Annotated in this window: 16 protein-coding genes and 1 riboswitch; of the genes, 5 read left to right on the top strand and 11 right to left on the bottom strand. The window is 60.9% G+C overall.

From position 1 onward, the window contains the following. Window positions 1–117: 117 nt before the first annotated feature. The 5 genes from rfbA to ggt are packed head-to-tail and all read right to left on the bottom strand — an operon-like array spanning window position 118 to window position 5345. Entirely contained in the window at window positions 118–990 is an 873-nt protein-coding gene (rfbA, locus tag AB4072_RS04095; protein WP_441965617.1) for a glucose-1-phosphate thymidylyltransferase RfbA, read from the bottom strand. Further along, a complete protein-coding gene (gene rfbD, locus AB4072_RS04090; protein ID WP_441965616.1) occupies window positions 987–1886 on the bottom strand; it encodes a dTDP-4-dehydrorhamnose reductase in 900 nt (299 codons plus the stop codon). The genes rfbA and rfbD overlap by 4 nt, the downstream gene beginning before the upstream one ends. A gap of 9 nt (window positions 1887–1895) precedes the next feature. After that, the gene (rfbC, locus tag AB4072_RS04085) at window positions 1896–2453 is read right to left on the bottom strand and encodes a dTDP-4-dehydrorhamnose 3,5-epimerase (RefSeq protein WP_441965615.1); all 558 of its coding nucleotides are present in this window, start codon (window positions 2451–2453) and stop codon (window positions 1896–1898) included. A 60-nt stretch (window positions 2454–2513) separates the two neighbouring features. Further along, the gene (gene rfbB / locus AB4072_RS04080) at window positions 2514–3575 is read right to left on the bottom strand and encodes a dTDP-glucose 4,6-dehydratase (protein ID WP_441965614.1); all 1062 of its coding nucleotides are present in this window, start codon (window positions 3573–3575) and stop codon (window positions 2514–2516) included. Window positions 3576–3635: 60 nt separating this feature from the next. Next, a complete protein-coding gene (ggt, locus tag AB4072_RS04075) occupies window positions 3636–5345 on the bottom strand; it encodes a gamma-glutamyltransferase (protein ID WP_441965613.1) in 1710 nt (569 codons plus the stop codon). A 622-nt stretch (window positions 5346–5967) separates the two neighbouring features. Between ggt and AB4072_RS04070 the strand changes: the two genes are divergently transcribed. After that, window positions 5968–7242 carry an MFS transporter gene (locus AB4072_RS04070; protein WP_441965612.1) on the top strand — a complete coding sequence of 425 codons (1275 nt, stop codon included), beginning with the start codon at window positions 5968–5970 and terminating at the stop codon, window positions 7240–7242. 57 nt (window positions 7243–7299) lie between these two features. On the opposite strand, the gene AB4072_RS04065 is transcribed toward AB4072_RS04070, so the two are convergent. After that, complete coding sequence (locus tag AB4072_RS04065) at window positions 7300–8493, bottom strand: transglycosylase SLT domain-containing protein (protein WP_441965611.1); 1194 nt, start codon at window positions 8491–8493, stop codon at window positions 7300–7302. 170 nt (window positions 8494–8663) lie between these two features. After that, window positions 8664–9647 (bottom strand): threonine-phosphate decarboxylase CobD, encoded by a 984-nt coding sequence (gene cobD / locus AB4072_RS04060; protein WP_441965610.1) that lies wholly within the window; start codon window positions 9645–9647, stop codon window positions 8664–8666. 30 nt (window positions 9648–9677) lie between these two features. Between cobD and cbiB the strand changes: the two genes are divergently transcribed. After that, complete coding sequence (gene cbiB, locus AB4072_RS04055) at window positions 9678–10658, top strand: adenosylcobinamide-phosphate synthase CbiB (RefSeq protein WP_441965609.1); 981 nt, start codon at window positions 9678–9680, stop codon at window positions 10656–10658. A gap of 6 nt (window positions 10659–10664) precedes the next feature. Here the strand turns inward: cbiB and AB4072_RS04050 are convergent, their stop codons facing one another. Continuing rightward, on the bottom strand, window positions 10665–12647 hold the full coding sequence (locus tag AB4072_RS04050; RefSeq protein WP_441965608.1) for a TonB-dependent receptor plug domain-containing protein: 1983 nt from the start codon (window positions 12645–12647) through the stop codon (window positions 10665–10667). Between the two features lie 33 nt (window positions 12648–12680). Beyond that, a riboswitch (cobalamin riboswitch) is annotated at window positions 12681–12901 on the bottom strand. A 17-nt stretch (window positions 12902–12918) separates the two neighbouring features. Between AB4072_RS04050 and AB4072_RS04045 the strand changes: the two genes are divergently transcribed. Further along, entirely contained in the window at window positions 12919–13770 is an 852-nt protein-coding gene (locus tag AB4072_RS04045) for an ABC transporter substrate-binding protein (protein ID WP_441965607.1), read from the top strand. Here the strand turns inward: AB4072_RS04045 and AB4072_RS04040 are convergent, their stop codons facing one another. The 3 genes from AB4072_RS04040 to AB4072_RS04030 are packed head-to-tail and all read right to left on the bottom strand — an operon-like array spanning window position 13771 to window position 17234. Further along, window positions 13771–15240: a cobyric acid synthase gene (locus AB4072_RS04040; RefSeq protein ID WP_441965606.1), complete on the bottom strand. Its 1470-nt coding sequence runs from the start codon at window positions 15238–15240 to the stop codon at window positions 13771–13773. Next, window positions 15237–15800: a bifunctional adenosylcobinamide kinase/adenosylcobinamide-phosphate guanylyltransferase gene (gene cobU, locus AB4072_RS04035; RefSeq protein ID WP_441965605.1), complete on the bottom strand. Its 564-nt coding sequence runs from the start codon at window positions 15798–15800 to the stop codon at window positions 15237–15239. The genes AB4072_RS04040 and cobU overlap by 4 nt, the downstream gene beginning before the upstream one ends. Window positions 15801–15830: 30 nt before the next feature. Further along, window positions 15831–17234 (bottom strand): sensor histidine kinase, encoded by a 1404-nt coding sequence (locus tag AB4072_RS04030; protein ID WP_441965604.1) that lies wholly within the window; start codon window positions 17232–17234, stop codon window positions 15831–15833. A 237-nt stretch (window positions 17235–17471) separates the two neighbouring features. Here AB4072_RS04030 and AB4072_RS04025 point away from each other — a divergent pair, with 237 nt between their 5' ends. After that, window positions 17472–18512, top strand: coding sequence for a lysylphosphatidylglycerol synthase domain-containing protein (locus AB4072_RS04025; RefSeq protein ID WP_441965603.1), 1041 nt, complete (start codon window positions 17472–17474; stop codon window positions 18510–18512). 170 nt (window positions 18513–18682) lie between these two features. Next, on the top strand, window positions 18683–19972 hold the full coding sequence (locus AB4072_RS04020) for an ATP-binding protein (protein ID WP_441965602.1): 1290 nt from the start codon (window positions 18683–18685) through the stop codon (window positions 19970–19972). Window positions 19973–19974 lie beyond the last annotated feature (2 nt).

Genomic DNA, 19974 nt, shown 5'->3' with positions numbered 1-19974 from the left:
CCGGTTTTTCGCGGAACCGGAGCATGATCCGGCGAAGTGGGCACCGGTTCACCGAGGGGATCATGCGGATAGCCAAGCATGATCCGGCGAAGTGGGGCACCGGTTCGCCGAGGGGCTCTACCCGCGGCTTTCCACGATTCCCAGCAAGTATTGCCCGTAGCTGCTTTTCGCCAGTCGCGTCCCGAGCGTGATCAATTGATCACGGTCGATCCAGCCGAGAGAGTAGGCGATCTCCTCCGGGCAGGCGATGCGAAATCCTTGTCGTTTTTCCAGAGTTCGAACGAATTCCGCCGCTTCCACGAGACTGTCAGGTGTTCCGGTATCGAGCCAGGCGAAACCGCGCCCCATGCGCTCCACATGAAGCAAGCCGCGCTCGAGATAGGCCTTGTTCACGTCGGAAATTTCCAGTTCGCCGCGGGCCGATGGTTTCAGCTTGGTAGCGATATCGACGACGTGCTCGTCATAAAAATAGAGCCCGGTCACCGCCCAGTTCGACTTTGGGACCTTGGGTTTTTCTTCGATAGAGAGGGCCGTGCCCTGCCCATCGAAATCGACAACGCCGTAACGCTCGGGGTCGGTCACGTGATAGGCGAAGACGGTTGCGCCTTCTGTCCGTTGGTGCGCGGAGCGCATGATTTCCGGCAGACCGTGACCGAAGAAGACGTTGTCGCCGAGGATCAGGACCGATTTTTCGCCATTCACGAAATCGGCGCCGATAATGTAGGCCTGGGCGAGCCCCTCGGGCCTCGGCTGCTCGGCGTACGAGAGACGCAGGCCCCAATGCTCGCCGGTGCCGAGCAATTGCTTGAACTTCGGCAGATCGTCCGGCGTCGAGATGATGAGGATGTCCCGCACACCCGCCAGCATGAGGGTGGTGAGCGGGTAGTAGATCATCGGCTTGTCGTAGATCGGCAGAAGCTGCTTCGACGTGACGTAAGTCATCGGGTGCAGCCGCGTGCCGGAGCCGCCGGCGAGGATGATGCCCTTCATGGTGCTCTCTGAGCCTCTTCGAGAATACGTTTGACGCAAGGTTCCAAGGACATTCGCCAGGAGGGAAGGGCGACGCCGTGGAGCGATGCGAGTTTGGTGCAATCGAGAACGGAGTTGGCCGGCCGTTTCGCAGGTGTTGGATAATCCAGAGTGCCTATGGGCCGCACACGCGCGGTCGGTCCTCCGAAGGAGGCAGAGCATTCGAAGATCGCTGCCGCGAATTGCGCCCACGAGGCGGTACCGGCGCCGGTCATATGAAAGATGCCACGCATGTCGCGCTCTTTGGGATGCGCTACGAGATTGCGGCTGATCGTGATGATGCCGTCGGCGATGTCGAGCGCGCTCGTAGGCGCACCGCGCTGGTCGGCGACCACCGAAACCTCATCGCGGCTCTCGGCGAGACGCAGCATCGTCTTCACGAAGTTCTTGCCGAAGGGGCTGTAGACCCATGCCGTTCGCAGGATGACGTGATTGGGTGTCTCTGCCGCGACGGCTTCCTCGCCCATCAACTTGGAAAGACCATAAGCGCCGAGCGGGCTCACCGGATCGTCTTCGCGATAGGGGCTTTCCTTCGTCCCGTCGAAAACGTAGTCGGTCGAGATCTGGATGATGGGGATATTCATGGCGGCGGCTGCGCCCGCAAGTGCACCTGCGCCGATGCCATTGATGGCCTGCGCGAGCTCCGGCTCGGTCTCGGCCTGATCGACGGCAGTGTAGGCGGCAGCATTGACGATGATGTCACCACCAAGATCCATCAACGTATCTTCGAGACCGGAGGGCGAGGCGAGATCGATCGTGGGGCGCCCTACCGGAACGATCTCGACCCCGTGGAGAATCCCTCGCTCCCGCATGGCGCGAGCGACTTGCCCCTCGGTTCCGGTCACAAGGATTCGCATCGGATCAGCTCACGGAAAATAGGCCGGAAGATCGGCAAGGCGCGGATGCTTCGTATCCTTATCCGACAACACGGCCTTGTCGGGTGCGACAGGCCAGTCGATGCCGAGCACGGGATCGTCCCAGGCAAGGCCGAGATCGTGGGCGGGCGAGTAATGTGCGGTGACCTTGTAATGCACCTCTGTGTTCGGTTCGAGGGTGCAGAAGCCGTGGGCGAAGCCGACGGGCACAAGCAATTGCAGGCGGTTTTCCGCCGAGAGTTCGACGGCCACATGGCGACCATAGGTCGGTGACGAGCGCCGCAGATCGACCGCGACATCGAGAATGCGGCCTCGTCCGACCCGCATCAATTTGGCGAGGGCAAATGGTTCCGACTGAAAGTGCAGGCCTCGCACCGTGCCGGGTTCGACCGAGAGGGAGAAATTGTCCTGGACGAATTCGTCCTCGATCCCGACGGCCGCGAAAGCCTGTCGGTTATAGGTCTCGGTAAAGAACCCGCGCGAATCCCCGAAAGCCTTCGTGCGAACGAGCTTCACCTCAGGCAGTGCTGTCGGTTCGATTTCGACCACGTCCCAAACCCTTCTATCGGTGAGATGTATCAAGATAGCATCTCCCTGCCACGGCAAGGCTTAAGCGACAATCCCAAGTCTCTCGCCGCGGTAAACACCGGAGCGCACCCGCTCCCACCAATCCCGGTTTTCCAGATACCATTCGACGGTCTTGCGCAGGCCGGTCTCGAAGGTCTCCGTGGGGCGCCAACCAAGCTCACGCTCGATTTTCGAGGCGTCGATGGCATAGCGCATGTCGTGGCCCGGGCGATCGGTGACGAAGGAGATCAGTCCCTCGCGAGGGCCGATGGCCCCGCTCGGCGCCAGTTCATCGACAAGAGCGCAGATCCCACGGACCACATCGATGTTCTTGCGTTCGTTATGCCCGCCGATAGCGTAGGTCTCGCCGGGCGAACCGCGTTCCGCTGCGAGGATGAGCGCCCGCGCGTGGTCGTCCACGAACAACCAGTCACGCACATTATCGCCTTGGCCATACACGGGCAGGGGCTTGCCATCGAGTGCATTGAGAATGATCAGAGGGATAAGCTTTTCCGGGAAATGATACGGCCCGTAATTGTTGGAACAATTGGTGACGATGGTGGGCAGGCCATAGGTGTGGTGCCAAGCCCGCACGAAATGATCGGAAGCCGCTTTCGAGGCCGAATAGGGTGATGTCGGCTGGTAGGGATATTCCTCGTGGAAAAACCCATCCGCTCCGAGCGACCCGAAGACTTCGTCCGTCGAAATATGATGAAACCGGAAGGCCGATTGCCGCTCCGGTGAAAGGCGTTGCCAATAGCGGAGCGTGGCCTGAAGCAAGGCGAAGGTGCCGACGACGTTGGTCTGTACGAACTCGCCCGGCCCGTCGATGGAACGGTCCACATGGCTTTCGGCCGCGAGATGCATGACGACGTCGGGTTGATAGGCCTCGATCAAGCCGCGCATACGGTCGAGATCGGCGACGTCCGCCTGCTCGAACCCGTAGCGCGGATTGTTGGCGACCGGCTTCAAGGAGTCGAGGTTGCCCGCATAGGTCAGTTTGTCCGCCACCAACACCTGATGGGGCGTCTCGCGAACGAGCATGCGCGCGACAGCGGAGCCGATGAAGCCCGCACCACCCGTGACCAGAAACCGTTTCGACATCGTTGCCAGGCTCTCCTTGAAGCGTCCCCGCGTCGCCACCGGGACGTTTTGATGCCCGTCTTAGTTGCCGATGGCAACCCCTTCGCGGCGACTGTCCGCGCCGCCGACAAGGCCGCTCGGGGTGATGACGATGGCATGAATGCCCGAATTCTGGTCGATCAGCTTGACGTCGTGACCCTTGGCTTCGAGCCCCGCCTTCCAGGATTCTGCCTCCGTACCGGCCTCGAGCTCGGTCGGGCCGTTGCGGCTGCCGAAATTCGGCAAATCGGCGGCCACTTGTGGATCAAGCTTCCAGTCCAGAATGCCGACCAGGGTCTTGGCCACATAGTTGATGATCAGGCTGCCCCCCGGAGAGCCGACGACGGCGTAAAGCTTGTCGTTGCCGTCGAGAATGATGGTCGGGGCCATGGAACTGCGGGGGCGCTTGCCTGCCTCGACCCGGTTCGCCACGGGCTTGCCGTCTTCGACAGGCGCGAAAGAGAAGTCGGTCAGTTCGTTGTTGAGCAGAAAACCACTCCTGGTCATGAGCCTCGCGCCGAACCCGTCCTCGATGGTCGTCGTCATGGAGATAGCGTTGCCGTTGCGATCGACGATAGACATATGGCTCGTTCCGAATTCGATGCCGTCCGACGCTCCCCAGAGAAAAGTCTTCTGAAACGGCGGCTCACCCGGTTTTGCCTTACCCATGGACTTTGCCGGGTCGACCAGAGCGGCACGGCTTTTCAGATAACCGCTATCGATCAGCCCCTGGACCGGGACGCTCACGAAGGCCGGATCGGCGACATAAAGAGCCCGGTCGGCAAAAGCGAGCCGCCCGGCCTCAGACACCCAGTGAGCAGCGTCAGGCCCGGGCTTCAAGGCCGCCATGTCCAGCGTGGCCAGGGTCCCCAGGATCTGCTGGACCGCGATGGCCCCCGAGCTTGGTGGACCCATGCCGCAGATCTTGTAGATCCGGTAAGGACCACAAAGGGCAGGTCGCTCCTCGACCGCGTAGGCCTTGAGGTCATCCAGCGTCATGTCGCCCGGATTAGTGGTGTGCCCGGTGACAGTAGACACAATGTCATTGGCGATCTCGCCGGAATAAAAGGCGTCCGCGCCGTTCTCGGCGAGCGTCCGGAGGGTGCGCGCAAAGGCAGGATTTTTGAGGACCGTGCCGGCGGCTTTGGGCTTGCCTTCGGCGTCATAGAAATAGGCGCGGGCCGTCGGGTCGTTCTGAAGGTATTTTTCCTGAGACAGAAGCCCGTTCAGGCGCGGTGAGATGGTGAAGCCGTCCTCGGCGAGGCGTGCGGCAGGCTCGATCACCTGCTTCCAGGGCAGCTTGCCCCAGCGCTTGTGCGCAGCTTCCAGAAGCCTGACCGTTCCCGGAACGCCGACGGAGCGTCCACCGACAACGGCATCGTAGAACTTCATCGGCTTGCCGTCGGGCCCGAGGAAGCGCTCGGGCTTTGCTGAGGCGGGAGCTTTCTCACGGCCATCAAGGGTCGTCATGGTCTTGCCGTCCCAGAACACCATGAACGCACCGCCGCCGATCCCCGAGCTTTGCGGTTCGACAAGGTTCAGAACGAGTTGGACAGAGACCGCCGCATCGGCTGCGCTGCCGCCTGCGGCAAGGATTTCGCGCCCCGCTTGTGCTGCCAACGGATTGGCGGCGGCTACCATGTCCTTGGTCGTCGTGGTGAACGACTTGGTCGCTCGGCCGGTGGGAGCCTCCGGGGCAGGTGCGACGGCTTGCGCAAGCGCTCCTGATGCCGACAGACAACTTATTGTCATCAGATTGAGCCAGAATAAACTCGTTCTGGTTTGTTGAATGATCATCGCGTGCGGACCCTCGTGTGATTTTTGGCGAGCCTGAACGGGCTGGCGCCGTATCCTAACAAGGAGAACCACGGTTCCGCCATCCCGCCTCAACCTTTGCGCCGCAGCGACACAGTCTCGCCCATGTGTGGTGCATAGTCCGTTGGTATAAAGAAAACGCCAGGGAGAAGCGTGATGCAGTCATACAACCTATTTCGCAGTAAGTGGCCCGACGGTCTTGTGTGCGCCGTACCTGAAGCACTCACGGTTCCGCGGTTCGTGACCGAACCTCATTGGGCTTTCGAAGGACGTATCGATGCTCCCCGCGACTTACCGTTCGGCTTCGATTCAAAGGCGGCCGAGACCGGGGTGCGCTATAACGGATATTATTTATTCTCGAGTTTCTCTCGCATTCCCGCCGATCGCGTCGCTTGGAGCGACGCCGCGCCTTAACGCGTTTTCCCCTACAGTTTAGTCGTTATTTACGCCGATCTGAAAAGAGCCGCGATGATTGTCGTCGCGGATCTTGATCTATCCCGCTATCTGCCGTCTATGATTGCAGACGCTTCTTTCTGAAGATTCTTCCCCTGTTTCCGTTGTGGGCTCATCTCTCTCCCTGATTTGGACGATCACCGTCGCGGCGACATTGCTGCAGGCCGGGAATGGCTTGCTTCAAGCGCTTCTGCCGCTGCGAATGCAGGCTGAAGGCTTGTCCATTTCGTCCATCGGTCTTGTCGCGGCCGGTTACGGTCTCGGTTTCTCGACCGGGTGCTTCATGGCTCCGGCCTTCATCAGGCGCATCGGCTACATCCGTGCCTTCGCAAGCTTGGCCGCGCTCGCCGCCGTTCTCGTTCTGGCGATGACGCAAGCTCACACGACAGCCGCATGGTTCGTATTGCGCGGCCTGAGCGGCATGACACTCGCCTGCATCTTCACCGTCACGGATGGATGGATCAGCGCGCGCGCCGTCAATACCCACCGTGGCCGTACCCTCTCGATCTACATGGTCTCGACGAAGATCGCCTTGATGCTCTCACCGCTCGGGATCGGCCTTGGCGACATTCACACGGAGGGGATCTTCATGGGGATCAGCGCCATGATGTGTCTCTCGCTGCTCCCGATTTCCGCCACGCTCACCGAGGAGCCGCCGCCTCCGCTTGGGGTAAAGGTCAGGATCCGCGGCCTGTTCGCCGTGGCGCCCTCCGCCGTCGTCGGATCTTTTGTCGTTGGCCTCGCCAACGGCCCCGTGATCGCGATCACGCCGGTCTTCGGCACCAGCATCGGCCTGAGCCAGGATCAGGCCGCTTCCCTCTTGGTCGCGCTTCAGGCCGGCAGCCTCCTGCTGCAATGGCCGATGGGCTGGATTTCCGATCATTTCGACCGGCGTTATGTGATCGGCGGATTGGCTGGCGGTACGACGCTTCTGTCGCTTCTCATTCTCTTTGCCAGCATCTACGCGCCACCCGGCCTGATCATTTTCACGTTCGCGGCCTGGGGCGGGTTGGCGCTCTGCGTTTATTCCGTCTGCGTGGCGCATGCCTGCGATCTCGTCGAGCCGGATCAGATCATCTCGACGGTGAGCAGTCTTCTGTTTTCCTGGGCTGCCGGTGTGACCCTCGGTCCGCTTCTCGGTGCGCTGTCGATGGACAGGCTCGGCCCGAATGGACTCTTCATCTATTCCGCAACCGTGATGTTCGCGCTCACGGTCTTCATCGTCATTCGCATCCGCATCCAGAGCCGTCCCGCCGCGAAAGGCGGCTTTGTGGACATCGCGCCCAACAGCGCTGCGACAGCGGGCTTGAGCCCGCGTGCTGAAAGCTCACCGATGAATCAGAACGCCGAAGAGAAGAAGCCCGAGCCGACGGAAGCCTAGAGTTTGATGCCGCATCATCCGGGCGGACAATCGGTTTCCACTTGTTCCGATCATGCTCTAGATGTTCGAGTCGCTCGTCTTCTCCTTCACGAATACGAGTGACGCGACATCTTCATACACGCCGAGCCGCCGGTCGATCATGGCGTCGATCTTATCGTAGACTTCGCTGATCGTCAGTTGGCGCGTCTTGCGACCGGCCTTTTTGAAGAAGAGTGTGCGATTGGCTTTGGCTGCCGCCGGGAATACCCGTTGCGCACTTTGCTTCGGCCTGTTGTCGACGAGACGCATGAACCTGCTGGCACTGTCCACGCCGAAGAAATGCGCGAAGTAGAATTCAGAGCGGCTGATGGAGCGACCGATCCTGCTCTCGATCAGGTTACGATCACGCTTTGTCATTTCGGCCGCCATGAGAGCGGCGACATAGGCATTGTTGCGTAGACCGAGAATGTGTTCCCGCATGGCCTGATCGATCACCGTGAGCTGTCCGTCCACGGATCGAATGGCCGCGGCTTCCGCTGTCATGCCATGGCGTGAGCCGAATTCCTGGATCACTTGCAACCACGTTCCGGCGATGAACTGGAACAAACCCGTCGCTGACGATGTGCCGGCTTTCGCACTCGGGGCGAAGCTCGATTCCTTATCGGCCAGCGCCATCATGTAGACCGGATCGACGCCCGCGGCATCGGCCGCGCGCAGGATCGTATCGACGAGCCAACGCGGCACGCAGTGCTCTTCGAATTGGATACAGATCTTATCGTCCTGCAAGAGCTTCTCGATCGGCGAAGTGAGTTCGCCGATGAGCGGCGCCTTCGATGCAATGATCTGCGCCTGGAGGTCTGCCGTCTCCACCGGTTCCGCAGGAACGATGATCTGCAACGGATCGTATCCACCTGTCAGTCGGACTGGTGCGGGTTCGATCGACACAATCTGAGTGGTGAGTTGCGAAACGGCGATGGCGCTGCGCAAGACAGCTGGCATTGCGGTGGGGGAGGGAAAATCCTGATCGAGGATTTGGAGGTTCCCGGGATCTTCCAGAGATCCGGATGGCGCCTTCGCGGCAGAGGCTGTCGCGAAAGTGAGGAAGGCACCCATACCGATGCTCGCCGTTAGGCGAAGAAGTGTTCGGCTGTGCGATGCAGATGAAGTGCGCTGCGTGATGCGGCGCGGTTGAAGCCAGATCGTGGTGTCGTTTAGTGCGACATAGGCTGAGGCCTGGCAAGCGTCGTGAGACGCTGTCAGTTCGACAGTCATACAGAATACCCCCGAGGGAGGCCGCTTCGCCGCTGAGCGGGTTTGCGGTCCTTGCTTATTTCACGTGGGTCTCTGGTGGCGTCGTGATGTGTTCAGAATGGGTCAGCTTGAGTGTAAAACTATGGCCAAGAAGCCGTTGCGACGAACGGCCACTCCCTCGAAAAGCCATTTCAAAGAGCGCGCAGAGCGGATTCAAGGCGCGCTGCATCATCCTCGTGCGGCAATCCGAAGCGGAGAACGGCATGGTCATGATGGAACTTTCGAACCCAGATGCCTGCGCGCGCGAGGCTCTCAAATCTGGCCCAGGCTTCTTCATGGTGGGCGAGTCGGAAGAGTTTCGTTCCGCCGACGATGGCGAAGCCAGCTTTCATGAGAAGATTGTCCAGATCGGTGGCCGCTTTCTGCGCGATGAGCTTCTGCTGTTCGAGCCAAATGCCGTCCGTCAGCGTATCGAAGCCGATGGACAGGGCAGGGCCTGCCACGGGCCAGGAGCCTAGAGCGCTTCGAATTCTTTCGCTCAATTCATGCTGTGCAATGGAGAAACCGAGCCTCACCCCCGCGAGGCCATAGGCCTTGCCGAATGAGCGGAGCACGATTGTCGCGGGCAGATCGAGAGACGCGACCGAGATGCCGTCCTCAAGATCAGCGAACGCCTCATCGATCACGAGCCAACCGTCATTCTTCGCAAGTCGCGCCGCAGCCTTGGCGAGTCTCTCTTGTCCGATGACGCGCCCGTCGGGATTGTTCGGGTTCACCACGATGACGACTTCGGCGTTCTGCGCAAAAGCTTCGGCGAGATCGGAGACGGTCGTGACGTGGTGCCCTTCGCGGATCCAGCAGATCCCGTGTTCGTTATAGGTGGGACCCAGTATGGCGACCCTGGATGGCGAACGCAGGCGAGGGAGTGTCTGGATCAGAGCCTGCGATCCCGCGCCTGCGACGATGCGGGTGGCGTCGCCGACGCCATAGGCCCGCGCAGCGGCTTCTTCCACACGACGAAGCTCCTGCGGTGCGGGCAGGCGCGTATAGGCACGTGGATCCGGCGGTGTGAAGGGATAGGCATTGGGGTTGATGCCTGTGGATAGGTCGAGCCATGGCTCCGGCGCTTCCGGAAACAGAGTTTTTGCGTCATGAAGGTTGCCGCCGTGATGCATGGCTCGTCTTCCTCTCCTACTCCAGACCCGATGACCGTTTTTTCCGCCAGCCTGTCCGTCGCCTTGATCGCCCTCGCGGTCGAGAGCGTTTGCGGCTACCCAGCGTGGTTTTTCGCTCGTATCGGCCATCCGGTCACGTGGATCGGTGCCTTGATCGCAGGCCTCGACACGAGATTCAACCGGGAGGATTTTTCGTTCGCGTTCCGTCGTCGGCTTGGCATTCTTGCGCTGGCCGCAGTTCTTGTCATGTCGCTCGGGCTGACGATTACCTACGAAGTCGGAGCGCAGGCCGTCCTCGATGGCTTTTCGGTGATCCTTTCTGGTGTTCTTGCGAGCAGCCTCGTAGCCCAGCGCAGCCTTCATGACCATGTCGCTCGCGTGGCTGATGGTTTGCAAGTCGGTCTGGTGCAGGGTCGGCAGGCGGTTTCGCAGATCGTCGGCCGTGATCCGCAGACATTGGACGAGGCGGCGGTGGCCCGCGCGGCCATCGAGAGTCTGGCGGAGAATTTTTCCGACGGCATCGTCGCCCCTGCTTTCTATCTCGCCCTTGCAGGATTGCCTGGTGGCGTGGCCTACAAGGCCGTCAACACGGCGGATAGCATGATCGGCCACCGCTCGCCGCGTCATGAGGCCTTCGGGTGGGCGGCGGCGCGTCTCGACGATTGGATCAACCTTCCTGCCTCTCGGTTATCGGCTCTCCTGATCGCCAGCGCTGCAGCTTTTGTGCCGGGTTGCAAGGCGGGTGCCGCGTTACGTGCGGTGTTGCGCGACGCACGGCATCATCGCTCGCCCAACGCTGGCTGGCCGGAGGCGGCGATGGCGGGTGCGCTCGGTCTTCGCCTCGCGGGCCCGCGCGTCTACGGCGGCGTGAAGGTGCAGGATCAATGGATGGGTGATGGGCGGACAGAGGCCGGCATTGCCGACATCCGCCGCGCCCTTGTCGTCTATCGCGCCGCTTGTGGCTTGCAGGCAGTGCTCATCGCTCTGCTGCTGGCCGCGACGCTGCTGTGAGCCTCTCTACCAGGTGGCGCGCAAGCCCGCGGAGAACGAGCGACCGGCCGTGCCGTAATTATAGACCTCTTCGTACCGGGCATCCGTCAGGTTCTCGGCCCGAGCAAAGAGGCTGAACGTCTCGTTGACCTTGTACGCCGTATAGATGTCGAAGCGCGCATAAGGCTGCAGCTTGTTCTGCTCACCCGGTGACGAAAAGCGCGTGCCGGTGAAAATGACGGTTGGTTCGATGGAAAGCCCCTGCATCGGTGTCACGATCAGGCCGAGACGTCCGGTGTCGGCGGGTCGCCGCGCAAGACGCCAGGACGTCTCCTCGTCAAACGCTTCCGTGTGCGTATAAACCGCCTTCATGCGCAGAAGTAAGGGCACGATGTCCATGTCGGCCGATAGTTCGACGCCCGTGCTGCGCGCCCGGTCGATGTTGAGATAGCAACCATAGACTTGAGCAGGTGCGCAGGCGTTCGCATCGAACGTGAAATCGATGAGATCACGGAATCGGTTCGCGAAGAATGTCGCGGAAAGCGTGAGCCGGTCGTTCATCATGCGCTGGTCGAATCCGATATCGAAGCCGACGGAGCGCTCCGCCTCCAGTCCCGGCGTTCCATAGGTCGGGTCGAATTGCTGGAATAGGCTCGGTGCCTTCGCGCCGGTACCGAGACTTGCGCGAAGCGTCGTGTCGCTACCGGGAATGTCATAGGCCGCCGTCGTGCGCCATGTGCCGAAACGGTCACCATCGACGATGTCGTCGAAGCGCCCACCGAACGAGAGATGTAGATTCTCGAAAAGAGTGATCTGGTGCTGCGCAAAGACGGAACGCGTCGTTTGCGCGGCATCGTTCGTCTCGATCACCGGGCCGGGGAAAGGGAGCACGTCGCGTGATGTGGAGACAAGCCGATCCCGCTCCAGCTTCGCGCCGAAGGTGAGGAGGCCGAACGTTCCGAGATTGAGATCGCCCTGGTATTCCGCAGCGACTCTGTCACCGGCATAGTCGCTGTTCGACCTGGATGTGGAGAGCGGAAAGCCGAAGTAACTCACGTCACGATAGTCGCGTCGCGTGCGCGTCGCTGACACCATGACCGTGTTGCGTAGCGCGCGGTCGAACGTGTAGGCGGTGAGGCGCGAATAGCCCTCGAGAAGTTGTTGGCGAGACCGGGATGGCGTATCGGGGAACTCGCCAAACGCGGCGTCGTATTGAGCGTTGTTCCCACTGGCATAGCCGCCGAATTCGACCTCGACATCCGGTGAAAGCGTGACGCCGACACGACCCGAGGCGCCGAGGCGTTGGGCGCTGTCGGGCTCGAGCGGCCAGAGACGGGTGTTCTCGATGCGCCCGATGCGATAACCGTAGCGCGAGAAACCCGCCGTATCGAAACCGGTCAATGAAAAGGCGTAGGAGAGTGGCCCGCTGGCGCCGGAGACGGCGGCACGCACCGACTTCATGCTGTAGGATCCTGCTTCCACACTTGTGTTGAAGCGCGGCGCACCTTCGCCTTTGCGTGTGATGACATTGATGACGCCGCCGATGGCATCGGACCCGTAAAGGGCGGATTGCGGGCCGCGCAAAACCTCGATGCGTTCGATATCGGTTGCGACAAGATTGGCGAAATCGAATTCACCTGCGGAAGAGGAGGGATCGTTTACGCGCACGCCATCGATGAGGACGAGTGTCTGGCCTGATTCCGCGCCACGAATACGCACCAGCGTCGTGCTCCCCGGACCTCCGGCTTCGACCACCGACAGGCCGGGCACGCGGCGCAGCACGTCGGCCAGGCTTTTGGGCGATTCCTTTGCGATCTCCTCCGCAGTGATGACCGAGATGGCGCTGCCTGCCTTGGTGATATCAAGCGGCGTGCGCGTTGCGGTTACGACGATTTCATCAAGTGCGATGGTCTGATTCTGCGTGGAGGGGGATTGGGCGTAAGCCTCACCAATCTGGATAAGGCACAGGGACAGACCCGCCGCGAGAACGCGGGCTGAAGACTTCGACATAGAGACCTCCTGCTCGCCCCACCGGCGAACATGGCATGAGTGACGACGCAGGCCGGTCTCCTGGCTCGCGGGTCGTAGCAGGCAGTCCGCCTTCCCGAATGCTCTTGCGCTTGCCGCGCGTGGAGCAACAGTGGCATGAAGGACCGCCGCTCACCGCTTACAGTTGCGGGGGCAGCCACGGAATGGGATGAGACATCCGCACCGTGTTCCCGTTTCACCCCGATCATCGGGGCACCAACGTCAATGCTTGTCTCATAGAGGCTCTCTTTCGATGCCGCAACTCTCCAAACAGAGGTTCCTGGGATGGCTTGTTCTCGCCACTCTGGCGCTTTGGAGCGAAGCGGCCGTGGCGCAAACGCGCCCGCAGCGGATCGTGTCGCTCAACCTCTGCGCCGATCAATTGCTGCTGGCGCTGGCCGAGAGAAGCCAAATTGCATCCTTGAGCCCGCTTGCGAAGGATCGTTCGATCTCGTTTCTCGCTGATCGTGTCGACGACATCCCTGTCAATTCAGGGAAGGGGGAGACCATCCTGTTCAGCGGAGCCGGCCTGGTTCTCGCCGGGACCTTCGGCCAGCAGGCGCGAACGGCTCTTTTGAAGCGGCAGGGCTTCGACGTGCTGACACTCGAACCTTGGCGCAACCTCGATCACGGACGAAAACAGATCCGTGAGGTTGCGCAACGCATTGGTCATCCAGAACGCGGTGAGGCCTTGATTGCCGAGATCGATGCGGCGCTCGCACGAGCGAAGGATATCGTGCCGTCGGGGCGCAGCGTTCTTGTCTATTATCGCCGTGGCTTCGTGCCTTCCACCGACTCGCTGGTGAGCGAAATCCTGCGTCATATGGGCTTTGCACTTCAGCAGGAGAAGCTCGGTCTGCGGCGCGGCGGCGTTTCCCGTCTCGAAAGCCTTGTGACGACACCGCCCGATTATCTCATGATGGATGAAGCGGTCGGTCGCACGATCGACAACGGCTCTGCCTTGTTGACGCATCCTGCGCTCGCTGACGCGGTTCCGGCAGACCGACGCCTGCTCATCGCTGGAAACCTGATGATTTGCGGTGGCCCTTCGACGTCGGCCGCCATCGATGCCATTGCAAGTGAAGTGAAGACGAAGGTTCGCTGATCAAAGTCCCGTACGCGCGATATCGAGAATGCGCTGCGCATCGAGATGTTGTTCGAGATGATCGGCCAGAGCGTCGAGCGTGCGCTCGACTTCTACCTCGTAACGAAGGTCGTCGAACGATAATTCCGGGCGCAGGCTCCGCAAAAATGCGGAGCGGAATTCATCGGCAGAGAACAGTCCGTGGAGATAGGTTCCGAGAATACGCCCATCCGCGGACGACGCTCCTTCGGGACAGCCATCCAGCGCGAACGGCGCGCGGGAAGTGTCGGGTCCATCCGTGCGCCCCATATGGATTTCGTAGGCCGATAGCGGCGTGCCGCTGGCTTTGTGCAGGGCCCTTACCGTGCGCACGGTCTTGTCGGCGGCAAGATAAGTCTCGACGTCAAGAAGACCTAATCCCTCGACCTGTTCGGGCTTGCCCTCGACACCGTGCGGGTCTGCAATCGCTCGCCCGAGCATCTGATATCCGCCGCATAATCCGAGCACATGGCCGCCGCGACGCACATGCGCCTTGATGTCGATGTCCCATCCTTGAGCGCGCAGGAAAGCGAGATCGGCAATCGTCGCCTTCGATCCCGGCAGGATGACGAGATCCGTATCGCCCGGCAGCGGGGAGCCCGGCGGCACCATCGTCAGGGCGACGGATGAGTCGAGCTTGAGAGGATCGAGATCGTCGAAATTCGCGATGCGAGGCAGGATCGGAACCGCGATCTTCAAGCCGCAATCCGATTGTCCGGTCGAAGCAATATCGATAGCGTCTTCCGCGGGCAGTTTATGCGCTGCGGGGAACCAAGGTACGATTCCGAGAGCATTCCATCCCGTCATGTCTTCGATCGTGCGCGCGCCTTCGTCGAAGAGGCGTGCATCGCCGCGAAATTTGTTGATCAGGAAAGCGCGTATGAGTGCGCGGTCGTTCGAGTCGAGAACGGCGTGGGTTCCGACAAGACTCGCGATGACGCCGCCACGGTCGATGTCGCCGACGAGAATGACGGGAACCCGAGCCGCATGGGCAAAGCCCATATTCGCAATGTCGCCCGCGCGCAGATTGGTTTCAGCCGGGCTGCCCGCACCCTCCACGACGATGAGGTCCGCGCCGTCGCCGAGTCTTGTGAAACTGTCGATAACAAAAGGGAGGAGGCTTTCGCGGCTTCGGTAACTTGCCGCATCGAGCTGCCCGAACCGTTGACCTTGCACGATGATCTGCGAACGACGATCCGTCTCAGGCTTCAGCAGAACGGGGTTCATATGCACGTTCGGAGCGACGCGCGCGGCACGCGCTTGCAGGGCTTGTGCACGTCCGATTTCGCCGCCTTCCACAGCAGCCGCGTTGTTCGACATGTTCTGCGGCTTGAAGGGACGCACGCGCAGACCCTGTCGCGTGAAGAGCCGGCAGAGGCCCGCGACGAGAACAGATTTCCCGACATTCGATCCGGTGCCCTGAATCATGATGGTGGGCGTGTGCGCGGTCATGAGAACGTCACGTTCAAGACGGGTGCGGGCTTGATCACCAGGGGACAGCCTGCGGCGACGAGGATCACCGTGTCGCAAAGGGCGGCCATGCGTTGGTTGAGACGACCCTGCTCATCCCGAAAGGCACGTCCGAGCGGGGTATCCGGCACGATTCCCTGACCGACTTCATTCGAGACGAGCACCAGGGAGCCCGCCGTTCCGACTACCGCCTTATCCAGAACCGCCATGGCGGATTCAAGATCGCGTTCGGCCAGCATGATGTTGGAGAGCCAAAGCGTCAGGCAATCAACAAGCACGATGCGAGATGCGCTTGTTTGCGAGCGGATGGCATCCGCGAGATGGATCGGTTCTTCATGGGTCCGCCATCGTCCATCGCGGGCGGCGCGATGATGTGCGATGCGCTCACGCATCTCATCGTCCCAGGCTTGTGCGGTCGCCACGTAGATCGGCTCCAGACCGCTTGCTTCCGCCAATTCCTGCGCCGTCCGGCTCTTACCCGACCGGGCGCCGCCCAGGATGAGAACGCGGCGGGAGGATAGCGCGAGATTATGCCCGGCCATGACTTTCAAGCTCCGATCCCCGAACGGCGGTCACGGCGCTTTATGGCAAAGGCGGGCGAGCGGCAAGGTCATGCGCACCTCGAGGCCGCCGGGCCGCCAATCGTGTTCGAGCGTGCCGCCCAATTGCCCGCCGATGCTTCGTTGCGCGAGATGATGGCCGAACCCTTCGAAGGTGGGGGCTTCCGTCAGGCGGGGGCCGTGCATCTCCGTCCAGAGCAGTCTGACGGTCTCGTCATCGACGTCCCAACGAACTGTAAGCTTGCCGCTCGGTGTTGAAAGGCAGCCGTATTTTGCGGCGTTGGTGGTCAATTCATGCAGGACCAGGGCAAGACTCGTGATGGCGCTACCCTCCACTTCGACCGGGGGGCCCTCGGTCAGGATCCGGTCGTCGCCTTCTTGCTTGTAGGGGGCGATGATAGCCTCGATCAAGCGGGCCAGGTTTGTCGAAGAGCTGGGTTGCCCACCCTCAGGGCTAGGCGTCGGGCGAACCAGCTCATGCGCACGCGACAAAGCCGCGAGCCGACCCCGCAAGGCATCCGCCATATCCTTGGGGTCCCGTGCGGTGCGCGCGGTCATCGAGACGAGGCCGCTCGTGATGGCGAAGAGATTTTTGACCCGGTGGGTGAGCTCGCGCGTCAGAAGCTGTTGTGCTTCCTGCGATGCGCGTCGCTCGGTCGCATCTGCGCAAGTCCCCGAGAGGCGAACCGCGTGGCGGGTCTTGCCTTCGCCCGCGAAGACGACATGCCCCTCCGATCGGATCCATCGAATGTTGCCGTCAGGCAGAACGACGCGGAATTCCGTCAGATACCGCCCGTCGGCTTCCGGAGCCAGAGCGGATGCAACATAATCCCGCAGCCGTGGGCGATCGTCCGGATGAATGGTGGAGAATGCATCCTCCAGCGCAATGCGACGCAAATGGTCGGGCGGGGCGCCAAAAAGACGACAGGCCTGCTCGTCCCAGCTCACAATGCCGGTTCCAACGTTCAGGCTCCACGTTCCCAAGCCTGCGGCTTCGAGCGCGAGACGGTGTTGCTCATCCGTGCGGCGAAGTGCTTCTTCGGCGTTTTTCTGGGTATCGATATTCGTGAAGGCGCCTGACCACCCCGCGACGCTACCGGACGTGTCCCGCGCGGGAAGAGCCTGACAGAGGAACCAGGAATAGGCCCCTTTTGCGGACCTGAGGCGCAACTCCGCTTCAAAACGGGTGCCCGCATCGACGGAGCGCTTCCAGGCCTTCCAGATCACCCGAGCATCATCCGGATGAACGAACTGAAGCCATTCCATTTCAAGGGATTGGCTCGCATCGAGCCCAGTAAAGTCGTACCAGCGCCGGTTGAGGTATGCGAAAGACCCGCGCGGATCGCTCGTCCAGACAATTTGCGGCAAGCTATCTGCGAAACGAGAAAATCCGGTGTCGTTGTCTTTGACTTCCACTCGCGACCTCAAGGTGCCTGGTCCATGGCTCTCGCATGAAAGCGGAAGCACTCTACATAGCAACCAAACCAGAGTCACAACCTTAACCTGTGACTTTTTTCAGTCAAACAGTAGTTCTTTCTTGAGCGGCGCTGTAATGAACGCTGGCCTCTGGCGGATCTCTTCCAGAGCCCATAAATGCGGGAAGACCAAGGACCGGAAATTGGGGCTGTCGACCAAAGTGATCTTTTCTCTCGCATGAACGACGTGAGTCCGAAGCCGGTTCCGATAGAGGCCGAAGGCGAGGCAGGGCGTGCTGGCGCGCGCCGGCGCCGGTTTGCCTGGATTGGCACTATCGCCAGCATCTTGATCTTTGCGGCTTCCGTCCTCGTTCTCTGGCATGTCGTGTCCGACCTGGACGCCGAGAAGCTGAAATCCGCCTTCACGGCGGCGAGTGGCCGCCAGATCGGTCTCGCCGTTCTGTTGACTGCGGTCAGCTATAGCCTTCTCACGTGCTATGACGCCCTGGCGCTCAAGCAGTTGAAACTGAACGTGCCGTATCGGACGACGGCACTCGCGTCCTTCACGAGTTACGCGATCAGTTTCACCTTGGGGTTTCCTCTCCTGACTGCCGGAACGGTCCGATACTGGATTTATGGGTCGAGAGGCGTCGGCCCCGGCCGGATCGCCAGTCTGACTGTGATCGCCGGCGTGACCTTCTGGCTCGGGATGGCGCTCATCCTCGCCTGGAGCATGGTCGGCAGTGCGGATGACGTCGCCAATCTCGTTTATTATTCCAACGTTCATATCAATCAATTGATCGGTGTCGCCGCGGCGGGGCTGGTGATTGCTTATCTGATGTGGATTTCGCTGAAGAAGCGAATCGTCCGAATTCAAGGTTGGCGCCTGGAACTGCCTGGCTTTCGCCTTTCCGCGGCGCAGATGCTGATTGGAGCGGGAGATGTCTGCGCCGGGGCGGGCGTGCTGTTTGTGCTGCTGCCGGGCGGTCACAATCTCAGCTTCGAAACTTTTCTCGCAGTTTATATCTTCGCGGTGATGTTCGGCGTGGCGAGCCACGCACCCGGTGGGCTCGGCGTCTTCGAAGCCACGATCCTGATCGCTCTTCGGCAATACCCTCGGGAGCCGGTACTCGGCGCGTTGCTGCTTTATCGACTTTGCTACTATCTCGTGCCCTTCGTCGTCGCTCTTGCGATGCTTGGCGCCTACGAAATCCTCAATCGCATCGGCTCGGCGCGAAAGTCTCTCGAGACCGACGACATTGATCCTTCATGCAGCTAATTTATAGGAATTGATCTCCGCGACGAGGAGATTCGTTCAGGGAGCTGTCGGGAGCGAGATCGACAAAGCGAAATGTATCATTTGCTGATCACGCTCTAAGCCATTGAAAGAACGCATGATTCAGAGGCATTTCTCTTTGAATCAAGTGTTAAGCGAGTTTCGAGCAAACCATGCCTGCTCCTTTAGAGTTTTTTCTATCCGAAGATCGGCCCGCTCGGCATTCGGGCCTCGCGGCAGCGCTTCGTGGAGCCTTGATTGCAGGCATCCTCGTGGGCGGCGTCGTCGTGTGGCAGGGGCCCAAGATAAGCTGGATCGCGATTGCCGCATTTCTGGCGCTGATTCTCATCGCTGCTCTAGAGGGCGTCCTGCGAGAGGGTCGACGCGGTGCGGGGCGGCGCATCGAAGGACCGGGGCATCTGGGGGTGGCCGATACGCTTCTTGCTCATATTCCCGATCCGGTCATTCTCGTGGACAGGCGCGCGATCGTCGTTGAGGGAAACGAGGCGGCTAAAACTCTTCTGCCGGGCTTGCAGACCATGCAACCTTTGTCCTTCGCACTGCGTAGCCCCGACGTTCTAGGCGCTATCGACACCGTGCTCGAGACCGGAGAACCTCTCAAGACCGAGTACTCGGAGCGCGTTCCGGCAGAGCGTGCTTTTGAGGTGCACGCAAGTCCGCTCCGTGTCGGTGCCGAGAACACCGACACGCGGCTTGGCGTAGTCCTGTTCTTCCGCGACCTCACCTCGGCGCGGCGTCTCGAGAGTATGCGCGTGGATTTCGTCGCCAATGCGAGTCATGAACTGCGCACCCCGCTGGCGTCGCTTCTCGGGTTTATCGAGACCCTACAGGGTCCTGCCCGAAACGACCTCACCGCCCGCGACCGTTTTCTGGAAGTCATGCGCGAGCAGGCCCAGCGAATGACCCGCCTGATCGATGATCTCTTGTCATTGTCGCGCATCGAAATGCGCGCGCACGTGCCGCCCAATGCTGCTGTCGATCTGGTCTCCATCGTCACCCACATGATCGACACATTGTCGCCTTTGGCGAAGGAGCGTGGCGTCGTGATCGCGACGGAGTTGCCGAGCGAGCCGGTGACGGTTCTGGGCGACCGAGACGAGCTTCTCCGCGTTACCGAAAATCTGATCGAGAATGCAGTGAAATACGGCGAGAGCGGCGCTCGTGTGGACGTGGTTCTAAAATGCGACGGGGAGAACTCACAGGTGGAATTCTCCGTTCAGGATTACGGCCCCGGCATTGCGCCCGAGCACCTGCCGAGATTGACGGAACGGTTCTATCGCGCGGATGTGGTGCAGAGCCGACAGAAAGGTGGGACAGGTCTCGGACTTGCCATTGTCAAGCATATCGTCAACCGTCACCGGGGTCGCTTGATCATCGAAAGCGAAGTCGGGCAGGGGGCACTCTTTAGAGTCCTCCTACCACGCGCGCCCGGGAACACCTGAGA

Source organism: Microvirga sp. 2MCAF38 (assembly GCF_052115485.1).
GTDB lineage: Bacteria > Pseudomonadota > Alphaproteobacteria > Rhizobiales > Beijerinckiaceae > Microvirga.
This window is presented reverse-complemented; position numbering and strand designations above follow the sequence as displayed.

Coding starts and splice junctions, on each gene's coding strand:
- AB4072_RS04025 (WP_441965603.1), top strand. CDS start 17,472: ATGAACGACGTGAGTCCGAAGCCGGTTCCGATAGAGGCCGAAGGCGAG.
- cobD (WP_441965610.1), bottom strand. CDS start 9,647: ATGCATCACGGCGGCAACCTTCATGACGCAAAAACTCTGTTTCCGGAA.
- cbiB (WP_441965609.1), top strand. CDS start 9,678: ATGACCGTTTTTTCCGCCAGCCTGTCCGTCGCCTTGATCGCCCTCGCG.
- rfbB (WP_441965614.1), bottom strand. CDS start 3,575: ATGTCGAAACGGTTTCTGGTCACGGGTGGTGCGGGCTTCATCGGCTCC.
- rfbD (WP_441965616.1), bottom strand. CDS start 1,886: ATGCGAATCCTTGTGACCGGAACCGAGGGGCAAGTCGCTCGCGCCATG.
- ggt (WP_441965613.1), bottom strand. CDS start 5,345: ATGACAATAAGTTGTCTGTCGGCATCAGGAGCGCTTGCGCAAGCCGTC.
- rfbA (WP_441965617.1), bottom strand. CDS start 990: ATGAAGGGCATCATCCTCGCCGGCGGCTCCGGCACGCGGCTGCACCCG.
- AB4072_RS04020 (WP_441965602.1), top strand. CDS start 18,683: ATGCCTGCTCCTTTAGAGTTTTTTCTATCCGAAGATCGGCCCGCTCGG.
- AB4072_RS04045 (WP_441965607.1), top strand. CDS start 12,919: ATGCCGCAACTCTCCAAACAGAGGTTCCTGGGATGGCTTGTTCTCGCC.
- AB4072_RS04040 (WP_441965606.1), bottom strand. CDS start 15,240: ATGACCGCGCACACGCCCACCATCATGATTCAGGGCACCGGATCGAAT.
- AB4072_RS04065 (WP_441965611.1), bottom strand. CDS start 8,493: ATGACTGTCGAACTGACAGCGTCTCACGACGCTTGCCAGGCCTCAGCC.
- cobU (WP_441965605.1), bottom strand. CDS start 15,800: ATGGCCGGGCATAATCTCGCGCTATCCTCCCGCCGCGTTCTCATCCTG.
- AB4072_RS04050 (WP_441965608.1), bottom strand. CDS start 12,647: ATGTCGAAGTCTTCAGCCCGCGTTCTCGCGGCGGGTCTGTCCCTGTGC.